The organism is Photorhabdus noenieputensis (assembly GCF_018448935.1).
Classification (GTDB): Bacteria; Pseudomonadota; Gammaproteobacteria; order Enterobacterales; family Enterobacteriaceae; genus Photorhabdus; species Photorhabdus noenieputensis.
Map to the genome: position 1 here is coordinate 53,310 of NZ_RCWC01000010.1, position 14,267 is coordinate 67,576.

Consider the following 14,267-nt stretch of genomic DNA (forward strand, 5'->3'; position numbering starts at 1 on the left):
GGAGAATACGGGATGAACCCATTGAAAGCCGGTGATAAGGCCCCTCAGTTCAGCCTTCCTGACCAAGATGGAGAAACAATCAATTTATCTGATTTCGAAGGCCAGCGTGTTTTAGTCTATTTTTACCCTAAAGCAATGACTCCTGGTTGCACTGTACAAGCCTGTGGTCTGCGCGATGAAATGGATACATTAAAGGCATCGGGTGTTGAAGTGCTAGGCATTAGCACAGATGCCCCAAGTAAATTGTCACGCTTTGTGGAGAAAGAAATGTTGAACTTCACATTGTTGTCCGATGAGGATCATCAAGTTGCTGAACAGTTTGGTGTCTGGGGCGAAAAACAGTTTATGGGAAAAACCTATGATGGTATCCACCGTATCAGTTTCTTGATCGATACCAACGGCAATATTGAGCACGTTTTTGATAAATTTAAGACCAGTGATCACCACCAAATCGTGGTGAACTATCTAAAACAGCACCCTTAAATAGAAAATGATTCAAAATTTAATCACGCTCATTTAACAGCTCAAGATGCCAAAGGCAAGTACGGGAGGGATATTCCCATCCCGTGCTTCCTCTGCTGACGGGTACCAGTATCGTTAAAAATAGATTTACTCTTTTATTTCATCGTCTTCTGTTATAACTATCTCTTCCGGCCATGCATGAATTACCGCTTTAATTAGCGTCGCCAGCGGAATAGCAAAAAATACGCCCCAGAATCCCCACAAGCCACCAAAAGTAATCACAGAAAGAATGATTACCAGAGGGTGCAAATTTACAGCTTCGGAGAATAAAATCGGCACCAGCAAGTTACCATCCAGCCCCTGAACGACCAGATAAGCAATAATCAAAGTCCAGAAATCTGTCCCGACTCCCCATTGAAATAACGCAACCAATACAACAGGAATCGTGACAATCAGCGCACCTACATAAGGAATTAATACTGACAGCCCGACCAAAACAGAAAGCAGTAATGAATAATCCAATCCAAGAAATGCAAACACCGCGTAGGTACAAATACCGACGATCACCATCTCGGTGACTTTACCCCGAATATAGTTAGTGATTTGCTGGTTCACCTCGCGCCATACCTGCCCAGCTAAAATACGGTTACGTGGCAGAACCCGTTGCAATGCTTGCAGCATCTGGTTCTTATCTTTTAGCAAGAAGAAAGCCATCAGTGGCACAAGAATCAGGTAGATAGCCAACGTTAACAAACCAATCAATGAAGCCACCGAATATTTCACCACAGACTCTCCGGCAGTTGAAATCTTACTGCGCAAATTGTCAGCCATCACATCAATGATGCCGGCATCAACCAAAACTGGATAACGAGCCGGTAATGTATGGGCATATTCATTAAACCGATTAAGCATATTGGGTATATCTGACAACAGATTAATTCCCTGTTGCCATGCGGTTGGCGCTACGATCAGAATGACCAACAAACTGATACCGGAAAAAATAATCAGCACAATACAAACAGCTACTGTGCGCGAACATCCCAGTTTTTCAAGTTTAGCTGTTGGCCATTCCAGCAAGTAGGCAAGAACAATCGCTACCAGCAAAGGTGCCAAAATGCCATGTAAGAAATAAATAATGCAAAACCCTACCAAAAGGATGACAAATAACGCAATAACTTGCGGATCAGTAAACCGACGGCGATACCACTGTATAATCATATCCAGCATTAACCAGGCTCCTTGATAGCAATATTCATATTTCTATTTTTCTTAAAAATTGTACTAATTGATTAATTTTAAGGTACCCTTGTTTATCATACACGCATTATCTAAAACGATGGCCAAATGAGAGCACTTTTGTTTTATGAAAATAATGTCTAATCAATCTCTGACAGCAATATTGATCAGTACACTATTGCTTACAAGTTCCCCTGTTCTCAGCGCCTCTATTGAAGATTCATTGCCGGATATCGGTACCACGGCAGGTTCAATCCTGAGCATCAATCAGGAACTGGCAATGGGAGATTTCTACGCTCGCCAGATGCGTGACAACGCTCCGCTGATTTATGACCCGTTGTTGACACAATATATTAATGCCATTGGACAAAGGCTAGTGGCCCATGCGGACTCAGTTAAAACGCCTTTCCATTTCTATCTGATTGATAACCCGAATATCAATGCTTATGCTTTCTTTGGCGGTAATGTGGTGCTCCATGCTGCACTTTTTCGTTATAGTCGTAATGAAAGCGAGCTTGCCTCGGTGATGGCTCACGAAATTTCTCACGTCACTCAACGCCACTTGGCACGAATGATGGAAGATCAGCAACGTACAGCACCGTTAGCCTGGGCAGGCACGTTGGGTTCTATCCTTTTGCTAATGGCTAACCCACAAGCAGGAATGGCAGCCCTCAGTGGCACTATTGCCGGTGTACAACAAGGTATGATCAGTTTTACTCAATCCAATGAGCAAGAAGCTGATCGTATTGGCATGCAGACATTACGTAAAGCTGGCTTTGATCCTCAAGGCATGCCGGCTTTTATGCAGATCATGGTAGATCAAACCCGTTACAGTTCTAAGCCACCAGAAATGTTACTCACTCACCCGTTACCTGACAGCCGCCTTGCTGATGCGCGTAACCGCGCTAATCAATACCCGGCCCAGAACATTCCACAATCTCAAGATTTTCTGTTCGCCAGAGTTCGTGTTATGGGCATGTACACCACCGAGCAACGCGGCTATCTTGAACAAATTTTAGAAAATTACCGTAAAGGCACAGCTAAAGAACAAATTGCCGCCGCTTATGGCCGGGCAATCTTGCTTGCTCAAGATAAAAAATACATTGAGGCACGGGCTATTCTGGAACCACTGTTAGCAAGACAACCGGATAATGTCTGGTTTATTGACGCAATGACTGATATCGATATCGAACAGAACCGAATTGCTCAGGCTATTACCCGGTTACAGAACGCCCTACAAAAACAAAAGGACAATTTGGTATTACAGATTAATCTCGCTAATGCACTTATTCACGCAAATCAATATCAACAAGCTTTAAAGCTGCTCCACCGCTATACATTCAATAACCCAGATGATCCAAACGGTTGGTACCTGACGGCCGAAGCTGCCGCCAAACAAGGAAAACGCCATGAAGAATTATCCGCGCATGCTGAAGAAATGGCACTTCGCGGTCAATTTGACAATGCTATCAAATACCTCAGTAGTGCCAGCGCACTCGTGAAATTAGGCAGTTACGATCAAGCACGTTATGATGCTCGTATCGATCAATTACGCCAACTACAACAGCGTTACAGTCAATACAAACGTTAAGGAATTCTCATGCAACAGGTGACGATTTATCATAATCCCCGCTGCTCCAAAAGCCGTGAAACTTTGGCTCTTATTGAAGAACGGGGAATTAAACCACAGATTATTCTCTATCTGGAGGCTCCTCTCACTGTAGAGCAATTATCCGTTCTGCTAGAACGGCTTGGTTTCCATGATGCACGCCAATTGATGAGAACGAAAGAAGATCTATACAAGGAGTTGAATCTGGCTGATGAAAAATTCACTCAGCATGATTTACTGCAAGCGATGATTGCCAATCCTAAACTGATTGAGCGCCCAATCGTAGTTTACGGTGATAAAGCTAGGCTTGGGCGTCCACCGGAAAAAGTAAAAGAACTTCTTGATTGATAAGAATATACCCAATGGATTTCAAGATGCATCGCGACGGCAAGGGAGAGAATCCCCGGGAGCATAGATAACTATGTGACCGGGGCGAGTGAGTGCAGCCAACAAAGAGGCAACTTGAAAGATAACGGGTATAAATGTGATGATGGTGATGGTGATATCACCATCAACTTTAAAGGTGCAAAATATCCTTCACAAATGGAATCGTCAGCTTGCGCTGGGCAACTATCGAAGCGTGGTCTAATTGATTTAATGCCATAAACAGAGTCCGCATTTCTCTGTCTAATCTTTTCAGCAAAAAGCGCCCTACATCTTCTGGCAATTCAAAGCCGCGTAACTTCGCTCGCAATTGCAAGGCTTGTAATTTTTCATCATCGGAAAGCGGTTGTAATTTATAAATTTGCCCCCAATCCAGACGAGAAGCCAAATCAGGTAACTTAAGATTAATCTGGCGAGGTGGGCGATCGCCGCTAATCAGCAAACAAGTGCGACCGATCTCCAAAATGCGATTATAAAGATTGAAAATTGCCATTTCCCACTCTTCATCACCAGCAATACTCTCAATATTATCAATACAAACCAGTGATAAGTGTTCCATGCCATCAAGCACCTCAGGGATAAAATAAGCACGTTTATCCAGCGGAACATAACCCACAGCTTCATCTTTCAGGGACAACTCAGCACAGGCGGCATGCAGCAAATGACTTCGGCCCCCACTGTCACGGGACCAGAAATAAATATAGCTGCCATGCGGCTGATTAATGGCCAATTTGATTGCAGCTAACAGGGTGGCATTTTCCCCCGGAAAGAAACTGGCAAAAGTTTCATCATCGGGAAGATACAAAGGTAACGAAAGCTGCGATGGTGTGTTCAGAAGCACCTCAAACAGAGCTGGTAATAAACGCCAGCAAGTTTATCACAGAAAATAGTTGTAAATGAACTGTATAGGTAAATAATAAAAAAACTATTTTTAGGATTCAATAAGTTAAATCCTTTTCAGGCTCAGAAGCGCATAATATCTCGTCATGGCACAGAACGGACCGCAAACTCCTATAAAATATTCCGCATGTAAAAACAGGAAAAATTTAAGTTTTCAGTTGTAGTTCTATGTTATTTAAGAACTATGTTATTTAAGAAAAAGCCATCAGATAGTGAATTTTATTCATTATTACCTCATCACTGGTTGCCAATGCTCACGGTATTAGCAAAATGCTAAATGATCAACGTCTAACTGATTTGTAAACAAACATTCACTCTTATCCCATAAGTGAAAAATCTCGCTGCAACGTCCTATATAATTTGACATTTTCACGCTATGTACACTACCTAGGTACAATACAAACGAAGATCACATTCCATCCTTATTCCTTAAACTATTCCTGATTAATATGCGAACAAAATCGCAACATATTTAACATAAATTGCTAGTCTTAATAAAAAGTGAAAACTCTCATTAACCACTTATCCCATAAGAAACGATATAACAAACTGGAGACTGAGCAATGAAAAAAATCCTATTGTGTTGTGCGGCCGGTATGTCCACCAGCATATTGGTACAACGTATGCAAACAGAAGTGATAAAACGAGCATTGGACATTGAGATCAAAGCAGCTCCTATAGCTGAATTAGAACACCTGATAGCCGACGTTGACGTTGTTTTACTTGGCCCACAGGTGAAGTATCAATTGGCTCATCTTTCCGCTATCGCCAAACCACACGGCAAACCAATAGACGTTATTGACATGACGGATTATGGCACTCTCCGTGGTGATAAGGTTCTCGATAAGGCATTAAGCCTGTTGGAATAAGCAATTTCATCACCACTCGGAGTCCCCCCATGAGTCTCTATACCTCTTTTACACGTGTCTTAGAAAGCTATATTATCCCGATTGCCGGACGAATCGGTAACCAGCGGCATATTATTGCAATGCGTGACGGTTTTATCTCAGCCATGCCATTTCTGATCATCGGCAGCATGATGTTAATTGTGGCAAACCCACCCTTCGATTTACAGACTACATCCTCATTCGGCCAGGCTTGGTTGTCCTTTGCCAAAACTCACTGGGACACCATCACTATGCCTTACTTTATGACTATGGGTTTAATGAGTGTCTTTGTTTCGGTCGGCACCGCCTACAGTTTAGCTAAATCTTACGGCTTGGACGGACTAACTTCTGCTTTACTGTCACTAATGGCATTTTTGCTAGCAGCAGCACCACAGATAGAAAACAAAATAGCCCTCGATTTCCTCGGTGGCACCGGTGTATTTACCGCATTAATTTGCGCTATCTGGTCAGTTGAAATAACTCGTTTACTAAAAAAATATAACATCACTATCCGAATGCCAAAGCAGGTGCCGCCAGCAATTGCCCGTTCTTTTGAACTTCTGTATCCAGTCATTGGTATCTTGCTGACAGTTTATCCTGCCAGCTTGCTATTACAGAGTGAATTCAATCTACTTATTCCCTCAGCCATAATGCAGATGTTCCACCCACTCATTTCCATCGGTGATACTCTGCCTGCCATTATACTGGCGCTACTCATTGCTAACCTACTGTGGTTTGCCGGTATTCATGGTGCCAACATTGTCACTGGCTTGATGGCCCCTATTTTTATGGCAAATATTGCTGCCAATGCAACATTAATGGCTCAAAGTACTGCTACAACACAAATTTTTACTGACCCTTACTGGTCGTTTTATATCTGTATTGGTGGCTCTGGTTCCACACTGGTTCTGGCGTTCCTTTATCTGCGCAGCCGTTCTATACATTTGCGTACTATCGGAAAACTGAGCGTGATTCCGTCCATATTCAATATTAACGAACCACTACTGTTTGGTTCACCGATTGTGATGAATCCAACCTTATTCATTCCACTACTGGTTGTGCCATTGGTCAATGCAGTATTGTCCTACAGCACTCTGCATCTTGACCTGGTGCATAAAATGGTCGCCCTTGCCCCCTGGACTGCGCCAGCGCCATTCGGCGCAATGATTTCCGCTGCCTGGGATTATCGTGCGGCAGTGCTAGTGCTCATACTAATGATAATCGACCTCTTTATCTGGTATCCCTTCTTCAAAATTTATGAAAAACAATTGATCAACGAAGAAGATAAACAGCGAGAAAACACAGCATCCACTGGTGTAGAAACTCAATCCCAACCCTAATTTTCGGAGGATTTGCACATATGGATTTAGAACAAGCCATTGATTTAGAAAAAACTATTGTAGAACTGCTGGTTCATGCCGGAAGCGCACGCAGTCATGCACTAATGGCATTACAACATGCCAGAAACGGTGACTTTCAAACAGCGCAAACACTGATGGCTGAATCCCAACAGGCAATCAAAGAAGCACACACGATTCAAACTACCCTCATCGGATTGGATGAAGGCTGCGGTAAATTACCTGTCAATCTCATCACTGTCCATGCGCAAGATCACTTAATGAACGCAATGGTTATTCAAGATCTTGCCAGCGATATGATTGAACTCTATCGCCGAATACCATCACAAGAGGAAAAGGTATGAAACGAATCAAAATAGCCGTTATTGGTGGCGGTAGCAGCTACACACCTGAATTAGTCGAAGGGCTTATTCAACACCAAAAAAACATTCCACTATCTGAACTGGCATTAGTTGACATTGACAGTGGAAAACAGAAAGTAGAAATTATCGCTGCGCTTACTCGCCGTATGTTAGCCCGTCACGGCATGGAACACGTTATTATCAGCGTCCACTTCACACCAGATAACGCCATTCGCGGTGCCAGTTTTATTTTAACTCAATTGCGTGTCGGTCAGCTTCCGGCTCGCGCTGGGGACGAGCATCTGGGGCTAAAATATGGCTTGATTGGTCAGGAAACTACCGGCGTAGGTGGCTTTGCCAAAGCATTACGCACCATCCCCGTTTTGCTGGATATTGCCCATAAAGTTGAAAAACTTGCACCAGACGCATGGATTATTAACTTCACCAATCCAGCCGGGATAGTTACCGAAGCAATTTCCCGCTATAGCAAAGCAAAAATTATCGGCCTATGTAATGTCCCGGTCACAATGCATCACATGATAGCTAATATGCTACAACGCCCTTATCAAGATGTGCAGCTACACTTTGCCGGGCTGAATCATATGGTCTGGGTACATCAAGTACTGGTTGCAGGTCAGGATAAAACTCAACAGGTACTTGATATGCTATGCAATGGTGCAATCTTAACCATGAATAATATTCAAGAAGCTCCCTGGCCTCCTCCACTACTCAAGGCTCTAGGCGCAATCCCCTGCCCTTATCACCGCTATTTCTACCAAACCCGCAATATGTTACAGGAAGAGCACGAAGCCGCGGTGGAACAAGGCACTCGGGCAGAACAGGTCATGAAAGTAGAACAGGAACTATTTGAACTGTATGCTGATCCCGAGCTTGATCACAAGCCAGAACAACTCAGTTTCCGCGGTGGTGCATTCTATTCTGAGGTTGCACTGGATCTGATTTGCGCCATTCATAACAATCTCGATAGCCAATTGGTAGTCAATACTACAAACCACGGAACTATTCGAGGTTTGCCGGACGATGCCGTCATTGAAACCAATTGTATTATTAATGCAGAAGGTGCCCACCCGCTGACGTTCGGCCGCCTGCCTGACAGTATGTATGCTCTGACACAACAGATAAAAACCTATGAACGCTTAACAATCAAAGCAGCAGTTCATGGCGACCGCCACGCCGCGCTGTTGGCATTGATCACTAACCCATTGGTTGCCGATATAGACATTGCTTCACCACTATTGGATGACATATTAACGATAAATCGTGATTATCTGCCGCAATTTCAATGAATAAGCGGTACCTGATTAGTTAATTTGAAATCAGAGCAATCCATAAAATTAAAGCGATATCTGTTACTTCTGACTAACAAATATCGCTAACTGACTTTATAGCCTCTTTTTTTTGCGGTGCCGTACGCAATTATCTTTCACATTAAGTTTGAACAAGAGATTCTGTATTATACTGCGCTGAAATCAATTGATTGAAGAATACTGGAATATAAAGTTTCAATACGTTGAAATTTTAGGAAAATCTATGCCATTTAAAATAGAGAATCTCGGATATGGCGAAGCGCATATCTCAGATTTTGAGGTGTCTGGCGTGGAATATACCTTGATTATAATGGAGATTATTTCAAAGGGAGATTCTTCTGTCGTTTTGCCTGAAAATTATAGCTTCGATCTAAACAATTTTTTTGAAGTTTCATTTGATGCAAAACACAATTTACACAATAACACGCTATTTGAGAGGTATCCTACAAATAACCATTATCAGATGATAGGGATTATGTACGCAGTTGAAAGGCTGATTAATGAGCACTATAATGCGGTCAGCTCTAGTGGATACATTTTACTAGCCGCAGATGAGCGACTAAACAGAGTCTATAAGCGGTATATTAATCGATTTGTAACACAAAACGGCTTTACCATGATAGATAAGTTAGATCCAAATGGGAGGGGTTATGTCATACACACATCACGAACAAGCTGAAAAAGAAAAGCTTGAGCTCGAAAAAGCAGTAGCTAAAAAAGCTGAACGTATGAGAGCTGCTTACAGCGCCCTAAAAAAATCCGAAAGAGAAGGTACTGTTCAGTATCTCAATGGAAAAAGAAACTGGTACGTAGTCCGATAAACACTTAAAGGGAGCTTTTCGCTCCTTTTTTCTTCATAACTAAAACCTAACACCCTAGATAATGACTTTCTTTTGTATCTACTTAGTAGATACTCATACGGTTATAATGTATACTTACTAGACATGAAGAAACATTTATGGAGGCATAGACATGCGCACTCAAGCAGTTTTGCAAAAATGGGGAAACAGTATTGCTCTACGATTATCGGGAAATCTGAAAACGATACCTAATCTTGAAGCGGGTGATATCGTAAACATTAACATCAGTGAAGAAGGATTAGTTATTCAAAAAGCCGTCAAGAAACGGTTAACCGAGTCTGATTTATTAAATGGCTTATCCGCTTACACTGCGCATGCTGATGAACTGGCAGCTCCGAATCACAAGGAACTCAATTACTGATGTTTGTTCCTAAACGTGGAGATATTTGCTGGCTTGATTTCGAACCAACAAAAGGCAAAGAAATTGGCAAATATCGCCCAACACTCATATTATCGCATGAAACCTATAACCGACTAACTGGATTAGTTATCTGTTGTCCTATTAGCACCAGTATCAGAGGAGCACCTACAGAAGTACCTGTTACTAATCTGGAACAACCTTGCATAGTAGCAACAACTTTGATCCAAACTCTAGATTGGCGGCAACGCAAAGTAAAATTCATCACTGCGTCAGAACCTGGACTCCACGATGAAGTTCTGTTAAAACTCATTCCTCTCATTGGTGGCGAACATTTGCTTTCCTGCCTCCCTTACGAATAAAATAATGACCATCATCCCCGCCTCTTAATAATGAAAACTACCCAAAGCGGGGAAATCAGCCCAAGTTTATTGCTCTGTTATTTACCGTGCTTAACAGACTCAACGGAAGATTCAATATATCGTTCTTCGGGACGGAAAACAGTAACCAGACGGAAAATCAAACTCATACCGATACCAACAATCGTTGCCAGCGCCATGCCTTTAAGTTCAGCAACACCGATATTAATTTTCGCCCCACTAACGCCGATGATAAGAATCACGGAAGTCAGGATAAGATTTTGTGCTTTGTTGTAATCCACCTTGGAATCAATCAACACCCGAATACCTGATGCACCAATCACTCCATAAAGCAACAGCGAGACACCGCCCATGACCGGAACCGGCACAGCCTGAATTGCCGCCGCCAGTTTACCGACACAGGAGAGCAAAATCGCCAGTATCGCAGCGCCGCCAATAACCCAGGTACTGTAAACCTTGGTAATTGCCATGACACCAATATTCTCACCATAAGTCGTATTCGGTGTTGCACCAAAGAAACCGGAAATCACGGTTGATAACCCATTGGCGAACATAGAACGATGCAACCCCGGCTCTTTTAACAAATCTTTCTTCACAATATTCGCCGTTACCACTAAGTGACCAACATGCTCAGCGATAACAACCAACGCCGCAGGCAAGATCGTCATAATAGCGAACCATTCAAAACGTGGTGTATAAAAAGTTGGCAATGCGAACCACGGCGCTTCACGTACCGGTGTCAGGTCAACTACCCCCATCAGGAATGCCAACGCATAACCTACCAATACGCCAATTAGAATTGGGATGATAGCCAGGAATCCACGGAACATCACTGAACCAAGGACAGTTACCGCCAGCGTTACCAGAGAAATTGTCAATGTTGTTGGATCAATTTCAGTACCTTCCGCCGGACGCAAACCCGCCATATCAGCCGCAACACCCGCAAGTTCCAGACCGATAACAGCAACAATCGCCCCCATTGCCGCAGGCGGGAACAGCGCATTAATCCAACTTCGCCCTGCGACCTTGACAATCAGTGAAACCAGACAAAACAACACACCGCATAGAATAAACCCTCCCAGAGCCAACTCATATCCCAGAGGCAACAACAATAAGACCGGTGAAATAAAAGCAAAACTCGATCCCAAATATGCCGGAACCTTTCCCTTACAAATCACCAGATACAACAATGTACCGATACCGTTAAACAGCAAAATTGTCGCCGGGTTGACTTTAAACAAAATCGGCACCAATACCGTCGCACCAAACATAGCAAAAAGATGTTGGAAGCTGAGTGGAATGGTCTGTAAAAAAGGAGGCCGCTCATCTACTCCAATCGTACGACGGGTCATCTTAATTTATCCTCTTAATATTCTTGCGTTAGAACCAAAAAAAAGCCGACTCAAAAGTCGGCCAACTTATTATTTCGTACCAAATATCTTATCGCCTGCATCCCCCAGGCCAGGCACAATGTATCCCTGTTCATTGAGCCTCTCATCAATAGACGCTGTATACAGTTCCACATCAGGATGGGCTTTTTCCAACGCGGCAATACCTTCAGGAGCAGCGACCAAAACCAGAACTTTAATTGACTGGCAGCCGGCTTTTTTCAGCAAATCGATAGTTGCAATCATGGAGCCACCGGTTGCCAACATAGGGTCAACCACCAGCGCCATACGTTCATCAATATTGGAGGCCAGTTTCTGAAAATAAGGGACAGGTTCTAAGGTTTCTTCATTACGATAAACCCCTACGACGCTGATCCGGGCACTGGGAACATTCTCCAGTACACCATCCATCATCCCCAACCCTGCACGCAGAATAGGTACGACAGTTATTTTTTTACCTTTAATCTGCTCAACTGCCACTGGACCACACCAGCCATCAATAGTGACTTTCTCAGTTTCTAAATCAGCAGTTGCTTCATAAGTCAGAAGGCTTCCAACTTCTGCGGCCAGTTCACGAAAGCGTTTGGTGCTGATATCATGCGCTCGCATCAGGCCGAGTTTATGTTTAACAAGTGGGTGATTCACCTCAACGATCTTCATGGACCTCTCCTACTGTATGTCATGTCGCCAGCAGACAAAAAAACCGCGAGATTATACCCTCTTTTACCCATAACACCACTACCAATCCGTTGATTTTCATCAAACATAGCCCTACTAGCGAGAATTCCGATCCTAAACAAGGGTCTCGCAAACGTTTGCTTAGACTGTTAGAATTGTTACTATTCTGTCTTAATTTATCAAACGCAACCGCCTTGGGGGCTTCGAGTGACCAACAAAACCTCTCTTAGTTATAAAGATGCTGGTGTCGATATTGACGCCGGTAATGCCTTAGTCAACCGTATTAAAGGTGTTGTAAAACAGACCCGTCGCCCAGAAGTTATGGGTGGTTTAGGCGGGTTTGGCGCTTTATGTGCATTACCACAAAAATACCGCGAACCAATTTTGGTTTCTGGTACTGATGGCGTCGGCACCAAGTTACGTCTGGCAATGGATCTCAAACGCCATGACACCATCGGCATTGACTTAGTTGCAATGTGCGTTAATGACTTGGTTGTTCAAGGTGCAGAACCCCTGTTTTTCCTCGATTACTATGCAACCGGGAAACTGGATGTTGATACTGCCGCCAGCGTTATCACCGGTATCGCGGAAGGCTGCCAATTATCCGGCTGTGCTCTGGTTGGCGGAGAAACCGCAGAAATGCCGGGGATGTACCACGGTGAAGATTATGATGTTGCCGGTTTCTGCGTTGGCGTGGTTGAAAAATCAGAAATCATCGATGGCAGTAAAGTTCAGGCGGGTGATGCCTTGATTGCCCTCGCTGCCAGTGGTCCTCACTCAAACGGCTATTCTCTGATACGCAAAATTCTGGCCGTCAGCAACACAGATCCAGAAGCAACCGAGCTTGAAGGTAAATCGCTGGCAGATCACCTACTCGCGCCGACAAAAATTTATGTGAAATCCCTTTTATCCTTGATTGAACACGTTGATGTTCACGCTATTGCTCATCTAACCGGTGGCGGTTTCTGGGAAAATATTCCGCGTGTCCTGCCTGAAAATACCCAAGCACAGATTAACGAATCCAGTTGGCAATGGCCGGCCATATTTAACTGGCTGCAACAGACAGGCAATGTCAGCCATCATGAAATGTACCGTACATTCAATTGTGGTGTCGGGATGGTGATTGCATTACCACCAACAGCCGTTGAACAGGCGATTGAATTACTCACTGCCGCCGGTGAGAAGGCCTGGCATATCGGCTCTATCGCGACACTAAAAGAGGGTGAACAACAGGTTGTCATGCAATGAAAAATATCGTTGTACTCATCTCTGGCAGCGGCAGCAATCTCCAGGCGGTGATTGACGCCTGCCAGCAGAACAGAATCAATGGGCAAGTTTGCGCAGTATTTAGTAATACAGCAAATGCTTACGGTCTGTTACGTGCCAAACAGGCGGATATTCCCGCTCATGTTGTTAGCCCCAAAAACTATGCAGATCGTCAGACTTATGATGAAGCGCTGAAGCACGCCATTGATCAATATCAACCAGATTTGGTGGTCCTCGCGGGTTATATGCGTATTCTGACGCCAGATTTTGTTCAGCACTACCTTGGCCGCTTGTTAAACATTCACCCTTCTCTGTTACCAAAATATCCTGGTCTGCATACTCACCGCAAAGCGATAGAAAATGGTGATACAGAACACGGCACTTCCGTCCACTTTGTAACAGAAGAGTTGGATGGCGGTCCGGTGATCTTGCAAGCTAAAGTTCCTATTTTTGCCGGTGATCAGGAAAATGAGGTTGTTAAACGGGTTCAGACTCAGGAACACAGCATCTATCCGTTAGTTATCAACTGGTTTGTTGAAGAGCGCCTAAGTATGGTTAATGGCAAAGCGTATCTGGATGGAAAGATCCTCCCTCCAGAAGGCTATGCCGCAGAATAATCTATTTATACCCTATGGATTTCAAGATGGATCGCGGTGGCAAGGGAGCGAATCCCTGGGAGCATAGATAACTATGTGACCGGGGTGTGCAGCCAACAAAGAGGCAACTTGAAAGATGACGGGTATATTAACGGCTAATTACAGTGCTGTGGTAACATACCCGGCACTGCGAACTATTATTAATTATGTCCCTTTTTTACTAAAAACACTGAGGT

Annotated in this window: 17 protein-coding genes; 13 read left to right on the plus strand and 4 right to left on the minus strand. The window is 43.7% G+C overall.

The window, feature by feature from the left end:
* Positions 1-12 precede the first annotated feature (12 nt).
* Complete coding sequence (bcp, locus tag EAE91_RS09435; RefSeq protein ID WP_214088269.1) at positions 13-483, plus strand: thioredoxin-dependent thiol peroxidase; 471 nt, start codon at positions 13-15, stop codon at positions 481-483.
* A 126-nt stretch (positions 484-609) separates the two neighbouring features.
* Here bcp and EAE91_RS09440 read toward each other — a convergent pair whose 3' ends face one another.
* Complete coding sequence (locus EAE91_RS09440) at positions 610-1,689, minus strand: AI-2E family transporter (protein WP_214088270.1); 1,080 nt, start codon at positions 1,687-1,689, stop codon at positions 610-612.
* Between the two features lie 136 nt (positions 1,690-1,825).
* Between EAE91_RS09440 and bepA the strand changes: the two genes are divergently transcribed.
* Both bepA and arsC read left to right on the plus strand, forming a co-directional pair.
* Positions 1,826-3,289, plus strand: a complete 1,464-nt coding sequence (gene bepA, locus EAE91_RS09445) for a beta-barrel assembly-enhancing protease (RefSeq protein ID WP_214088271.1) — start codon at positions 1,826-1,828, stop codon at positions 3,287-3,289.
* A gap of 9 nt (positions 3,290-3,298) precedes the next feature.
* Positions 3,299-3,655, plus strand: coding sequence for an arsenate reductase (glutaredoxin) (gene arsC, locus EAE91_RS09450; RefSeq protein ID WP_214088272.1), 357 nt, complete (start codon positions 3,299-3,301; stop codon positions 3,653-3,655).
* A gap of 169 nt (positions 3,656-3,824) precedes the next feature.
* Here the strand turns inward: arsC and hda are convergent, their stop codons facing one another.
* On the minus strand, positions 3,825-4,532 hold the full coding sequence (gene hda, locus EAE91_RS09455) for a DnaA inactivator Hda (RefSeq protein ID WP_011146972.1): 708 nt from the start codon (positions 4,530-4,532) through the stop codon (positions 3,825-3,827).
* Between the two features lie 622 nt (positions 4,533-5,154).
* Here hda and EAE91_RS09460 point away from each other — a divergent pair.
* From EAE91_RS09460 to EAE91_RS09495, 8 genes are all read left to right on the plus strand, one after another.
* Positions 5,155-5,460: a PTS sugar transporter subunit IIB gene (locus EAE91_RS09460; protein ID WP_214088273.1), complete on the plus strand. Its 306-nt coding sequence runs from the start codon at positions 5,155-5,157 to the stop codon at positions 5,458-5,460.
* A gap of 29 nt (positions 5,461-5,489) precedes the next feature.
* Complete coding sequence (locus EAE91_RS09465) at positions 5,490-6,818, plus strand: PTS sugar transporter subunit IIC (protein ID WP_214088274.1); 1,329 nt, start codon at positions 5,490-5,492, stop codon at positions 6,816-6,818.
* A gap of 20 nt (positions 6,819-6,838) precedes the next feature.
* Positions 6,839-7,180 carry a PTS lactose/cellobiose transporter subunit IIA gene (locus EAE91_RS09470; protein WP_214088275.1) on the plus strand — a complete coding sequence of 114 codons (342 nt, stop codon included), beginning with the start codon at positions 6,839-6,841 and terminating at the stop codon, positions 7,178-7,180.
* Positions 7,177-8,484, plus strand: a complete 1,308-nt coding sequence (locus EAE91_RS09475) for a 6-phospho-beta-glucosidase (protein WP_214088276.1) — start codon at positions 7,177-7,179, stop codon at positions 8,482-8,484. The genes EAE91_RS09470 and EAE91_RS09475 overlap by 4 nt, the downstream gene beginning before the upstream one ends.
* Positions 8,485-8,728: 244 nt before the next feature.
* Positions 8,729-9,184 carry a hypothetical protein gene (locus tag EAE91_RS09480; protein ID WP_214088277.1) on the plus strand — a complete coding sequence of 152 codons (456 nt, stop codon included), beginning with the start codon at positions 8,729-8,731 and terminating at the stop codon, positions 9,182-9,184.
* Positions 9,156-9,326, plus strand: a complete 171-nt coding sequence (locus tag EAE91_RS09485) for a hypothetical protein (RefSeq protein WP_214053394.1) — start codon at positions 9,156-9,158, stop codon at positions 9,324-9,326. The genes EAE91_RS09480 and EAE91_RS09485 overlap by 29 nt, the downstream gene beginning before the upstream one ends.
* A gap of 151 nt (positions 9,327-9,477) precedes the next feature.
* A complete protein-coding gene (locus EAE91_RS09490; RefSeq protein WP_036805145.1) occupies positions 9,478-9,726 on the plus strand; it encodes an AbrB/MazE/SpoVT family DNA-binding domain-containing protein in 249 nt (82 codons plus the stop codon).
* Positions 9,726-10,085 (plus strand): type II toxin-antitoxin system PemK/MazF family toxin, encoded by a 360-nt coding sequence (locus EAE91_RS09495; RefSeq protein WP_036805143.1) that lies wholly within the window; start codon positions 9,726-9,728, stop codon positions 10,083-10,085. The genes EAE91_RS09490 and EAE91_RS09495 overlap by 1 nt, the downstream gene beginning before the upstream one ends.
* A 77-nt stretch (positions 10,086-10,162) precedes the next feature.
* Here EAE91_RS09495 and uraA read toward each other — a convergent pair whose 3' ends face one another.
* Both uraA and upp read right to left on the minus strand, forming a co-directional pair.
* Entirely contained in the window at positions 10,163-11,455 is a 1,293-nt protein-coding gene (gene uraA, locus EAE91_RS09500) for a uracil permease (protein ID WP_214088278.1), read from the minus strand.
* Positions 11,456-11,524: 69 nt separating this feature from the next.
* Entirely contained in the window at positions 11,525-12,151 is a 627-nt protein-coding gene (gene upp, locus EAE91_RS09505) for a uracil phosphoribosyltransferase (protein WP_214053390.1), read from the minus strand.
* A gap of 225 nt (positions 12,152-12,376) precedes the next feature.
* Here upp and purM point away from each other — a divergent pair, with 225 nt between their 5' ends.
* Together purM and purN are read left to right on the plus strand one after the other, a co-directional pair.
* Positions 12,377-13,417: a phosphoribosylformylglycinamidine cyclo-ligase gene (purM, locus tag EAE91_RS09510; protein ID WP_214088279.1), complete on the plus strand. Its 1,041-nt coding sequence runs from the start codon at positions 12,377-12,379 to the stop codon at positions 13,415-13,417.
* Positions 13,414-14,052 carry a phosphoribosylglycinamide formyltransferase gene (gene purN, locus EAE91_RS09515; RefSeq protein ID WP_214088280.1) on the plus strand — a complete coding sequence of 213 codons (639 nt, stop codon included), beginning with the start codon at positions 13,414-13,416 and terminating at the stop codon, positions 14,050-14,052. The genes purM and purN overlap by 4 nt, the downstream gene beginning before the upstream one ends.
* Positions 14,053-14,267: the final 215 nt, after the last annotated feature.

What these genes read in the sequence shown, in the direction of transcription:
- bcp (WP_214088269.1), top strand. Translation starts at nt 13, where the DNA reads ATGAACCCATTGAAAGCCGGTGATAAGGCCCCTCAGTTCAGCCTTCCT.
- EAE91_RS09440 (WP_214088270.1), bottom strand. Translation starts at nt 1,689, where the DNA reads ATGCTGGATATGATTATACAGTGGTATCGCCGTCGGTTTACTGATCCG.
- bepA (WP_214088271.1), top strand. Translation starts at nt 1,826, where the DNA reads ATGAAAATAATGTCTAATCAATCTCTGACAGCAATATTGATCAGTACA.
- arsC (WP_214088272.1), top strand. Translation starts at nt 3,299, where the DNA reads ATGCAACAGGTGACGATTTATCATAATCCCCGCTGCTCCAAAAGCCGT.
- EAE91_RS09460 (WP_214088273.1), top strand. Translation starts at nt 5,155, where the DNA reads ATGAAAAAAATCCTATTGTGTTGTGCGGCCGGTATGTCCACCAGCATA.
- EAE91_RS09465 (WP_214088274.1), top strand. Translation starts at nt 5,490, where the DNA reads ATGAGTCTCTATACCTCTTTTACACGTGTCTTAGAAAGCTATATTATC.
- EAE91_RS09470 (WP_214088275.1), top strand. Translation starts at nt 6,839, where the DNA reads ATGGATTTAGAACAAGCCATTGATTTAGAAAAAACTATTGTAGAACTG.
- EAE91_RS09475 (WP_214088276.1), top strand. Translation starts at nt 7,177, where the DNA reads ATGAAACGAATCAAAATAGCCGTTATTGGTGGCGGTAGCAGCTACACA.
- EAE91_RS09480 (WP_214088277.1), top strand. Translation starts at nt 8,729, where the DNA reads ATGCCATTTAAAATAGAGAATCTCGGATATGGCGAAGCGCATATCTCA.
- EAE91_RS09485 (WP_214053394.1), top strand. Translation starts at nt 9,156, where the DNA reads ATGTCATACACACATCACGAACAAGCTGAAAAAGAAAAGCTTGAGCTC.
- EAE91_RS09490 (WP_036805145.1), top strand. Translation starts at nt 9,478, where the DNA reads ATGCGCACTCAAGCAGTTTTGCAAAAATGGGGAAACAGTATTGCTCTA.
- EAE91_RS09495 (WP_036805143.1), top strand. Translation starts at nt 9,726, where the DNA reads ATGTTTGTTCCTAAACGTGGAGATATTTGCTGGCTTGATTTCGAACCA.
- uraA (WP_214088278.1), bottom strand. Translation starts at nt 11,455, where the DNA reads ATGACCCGTCGTACGATTGGAGTAGATGAGCGGCCTCCTTTTTTACAG.
- upp (WP_214053390.1), bottom strand. Translation starts at nt 12,151, where the DNA reads ATGAAGATCGTTGAGGTGAATCACCCACTTGTTAAACATAAACTCGGC.
- purN (WP_214088280.1), top strand. Translation starts at nt 13,414, where the DNA reads ATGAAAAATATCGTTGTACTCATCTCTGGCAGCGGCAGCAATCTCCAG.